We start from the raw sequence: 2,143 nt of genomic DNA on the forward strand, positions 1-2,143 counted from the left end.
GAGCGGCCCGAGGCGCCGATGACGGCGACCGGCGCCTCGGCCATCAGAGGCCGGCGGCCTGGCGCAGCCGCGCCTCGGCGCGGGCGCGGCCGATGACGGGCAGGAAGAGGCGCAGCTCCGGCCCGTGATCCTCGCCGGTCAGGGCCCGGCGCAGCGGCAGGAACAGCGCCTTGCCCTTGCGGCCAGTGGCGGCGCCCAGCGCCCGGGTCCAGGCGCTCCAGCTTTCCTCGCCCCAGGGCTCGGGCGGCAGGTGGTCGAGCGCCTGGCGCAGGAATTCCGCCTCCTCCGGCTGGGGCGGGACGGTGAGCGGGCCATGGGCCACCTCCCACCAGTCGCGCGCCTCGGCCAGCAGGTCGAGATTGCCACGCACGGAGAGCCAGAAGGCCTCGTCGGCGCCCTCCGGCAGGCGGTCCTTCACCGTGGCGAAGTCCAGCCCGTGCAGGTAGCGGCGGTTCAGGCCGAGCAGCTGGGCCGGGTCGAAGCGCGCCGTGCTCTTCGAGATGCGCGACAGGTCGAAGCCCGCCACCAGCCCGGCCGCCGGCGCCGCCACCGGATCGGCGGAGGAGCCGAGGGCGGCGAGGTAGCCGACCAGCGCCGCCGGCTCGATCCCGTCGCGGCGCAGCTGGCGCAGCCCCATGGAGCCCAGGCGCTTGGAGAGGGGCCCGCCATCGGCGTCGGTCAGCAGCGGCAGATGCGCGAAGCGGATGGCGCAGGGCCGGCCCAACAGCGCCTCGAGGATGTCGATCTGCACGCCGGTGTTGGTGACGTGGTCCTCGCCGCGGATGATGTGGGTGATGCCTGTCTCCAGGTCGTCCACCACCGAGGTGAAGGTGTAGAGGAAGGAGCCATCGGCGCGGATCAGCACCGGGTCGGAGATCGGCGGCAGCTTCACCTGGCGGCGGCCGAGCACGCCATCCTGCCATTCGACGCTGCGCATGCCGAGCTTGAAGCGCCAATAGGGCGTCTTGCCATTGGCGAGCGCCCGCTCGAGCTGCTCCGGCGTCATCTTCAGCGCGGCGCGGTCATAGACCGGCGGGCGGCCCTGCTTCTGGCGCTGCTCGCGCTTGAAGCGCAGCTCCTCCTCGGATTCGAAGCAGGGATACAGCAGGCCGCTTTTCTTCAGTTTCTCGGCGGCGGCCTCATAGCGGTCGAGGCGGTCGGACTGGCGAAAGCTCTCATCCCAGTCGAGGCCGAGCCAGCGCAGATCCTCCTCGATGCCGGAGGCGTATTCGGGCTTGCTGCGCTCGGTGTCGGTGTCATCGAAGCGCAGGATGAAGCGGCCGCCCTGCTGGCGGGCGACCAGCCAGTTGGCCACGGCGACGCGGGCATTGCCGACATGCAGGTAGCCGGTCGGGCTGGGGGCGAAGCGCAGCCTCATGCCTCGTCCTCCGCCTCGTCCTCATCCTGGCGACGGGGGTCGAGCACGCGCCAGTTGCGCTCCTCCCGGTCCTTCACCGGCTTGGACGCGAAATCCTGGATCTCGGCGCCGGAGGACCAGCCCTGGCCGCCGGGGCCGCCGGTCACCTCGGCATCCTCGCCGAAGGCGAACCAGGCGGCCAGCACCTCGTCCGGGGTCAGGCCGGCGGCGCGGCAGCGCTCGACGCTGTCGCGCACATAGCGGCGGGCGAAGGCATTGGCCTGGGCGAGCGTCTGGAAGCCGCGGATGGTCTCCACCGGCTCCGCGCCATTGCCGCCGGAGAGGTCGCGGATGCGCACGCTGTAGCCGCCCGGCGGCGCGAAGATGGAGGTGTCGAAATCGCCGCTCATGGGAAGGGGCTTGTCATTCCGTCGCTGAAGGGGTCGGGCCCGCAGGGGCGCCGGGAGAGGCAGGGCCCCGGCGGGGCCAGGCGGCGCGTGTAGGACGCCGCCGCCACGCGCTGCCACAGCCGCGCGGCCTCCGCCGGGTCGTAGCCGCCCGAAGCGGCCGCGTCCACCGGTGCGGCATGGCGGGTGAGCAGCGCGGCCAGCGACGCCTCCAGCGCCGGGTTGGGCGGCAGGGGCGGCGGCAGGCCACGATGGGCGGCGAGCTCCGCCAGCTCGGCGCGGAACAGGTCGCGGAAGGGGGCGTGGTCGCCGGGGGGCGCGGCCTCGCCCAGCGCCAGGGCGGTGCGGTCGAGCGGGGTCAGGCGCAAGGCTGGTCCCT

General features: G+C 73.5%; 2 protein-coding genes and 1 pseudogene. All 3 read right to left on the minus strand.

What is annotated here, in order from left to right; all coding sequences use genetic code 11:
* Positions 1 to 43: 43 nt before the first annotated feature.
* Positions 44 to 1,378, minus strand: a complete 1,335-nt coding sequence (gene gltX, locus HMPREF0731_RS20730) for a glutamate--tRNA ligase (protein ID WP_007006192.1) — start codon at positions 1,376 to 1,378, stop codon at positions 44 to 46.
* Complete coding sequence (locus tag HMPREF0731_RS20735) at positions 1,375 to 1,767, minus strand: hypothetical protein (RefSeq protein WP_007006193.1); 393 nt, start codon at positions 1,765 to 1,767, stop codon at positions 1,375 to 1,377. The genes gltX and HMPREF0731_RS20735 overlap by 4 nt, the downstream gene beginning before the upstream one ends.
* A pseudogene (locus HMPREF0731_RS20740) lies at positions 1,764 to 2,143 on the minus strand (hypothetical protein); the annotation flags it as partial. The pseudogene HMPREF0731_RS20740 and the gene HMPREF0731_RS20735, both read right to left, overlap by 4 nt.

The sequence above is a fragment of the Pseudoroseomonas cervicalis ATCC 49957 genome (genome assembly GCF_000164635.1).
Classification (GTDB): Bacteria; Pseudomonadota; Alphaproteobacteria; order Acetobacterales; family Acetobacteraceae; genus Pseudoroseomonas; species Pseudoroseomonas cervicalis.

Coding starts and splice junctions, on each gene's coding strand:
- gltX (WP_007006192.1), bottom strand. CDS start 1,378: ATGAGGCTGCGCTTCGCCCCCAGCCCGACCGGCTACCTGCATGTCGGC.
- HMPREF0731_RS20735 (WP_007006193.1), bottom strand. CDS start 1,767: ATGAGCGGCGATTTCGACACCTCCATCTTCGCGCCGCCGGGCGGCTAC.